This is a genomic window from Mesorhizobium sp. M2E.F.Ca.ET.209.01.1.1 (assembly GCF_004010375.2).
Lineage (GTDB): Bacteria > Pseudomonadota > Alphaproteobacteria > Rhizobiales > Rhizobiaceae > Mesorhizobium.
Genome location: NZ_SADP02000522.1, coordinates 1 through 354, shown reverse-complemented (window position 1 = coordinate 354; position 354 = coordinate 1). Strand labels below are relative to the sequence as shown.

1 protein-coding gene is annotated in these 354 nt (G+C 62.1%); it reads right to left on the bottom strand.

The window, feature by feature from the left end:
• Nucleotides 1-287: hypothetical protein (locus EN852_RS36750; RefSeq protein ID WP_135879752.1), on the bottom strand; the 287-nt coding region annotated here is incomplete at its 3' end.
• Between the last annotated feature and the right edge of the window lie 67 nt (nucleotides 288-354).

Sequence of the window (354 nt, the reverse complement as noted above, 5' to 3'; positions counted from 1 at the left end):
ATGTTGAGCACGACACCGCTGTCGACGGTGCCGAACACATCGAGCACGCCGCCGCCGGTGGCCGAGATTGTGCCGGTTCCCGTGTAGTGCCCAGTGACGTTGACCGTGCCACGCCCGGACAGGGTCGCGCCTGACGCGAGGTTCAAGCCGCCGGAATCGTTGATGGTGCCGCCGGCCACTGTGATCGTGGCTCCCGAGGCTGACAGATTGATCGCATTGGAGTTTGTGTTGCCGGTGAGATTTATCGTGCCAGTCCCGACCGCGATGGTGGCTCCGCTGGCCGACAAATTGATCGCCGAAGCTCCAGTTCCGTTAACGATAAGCTGGAATCCTGCGAGGGTAAGCGTCCTGCTC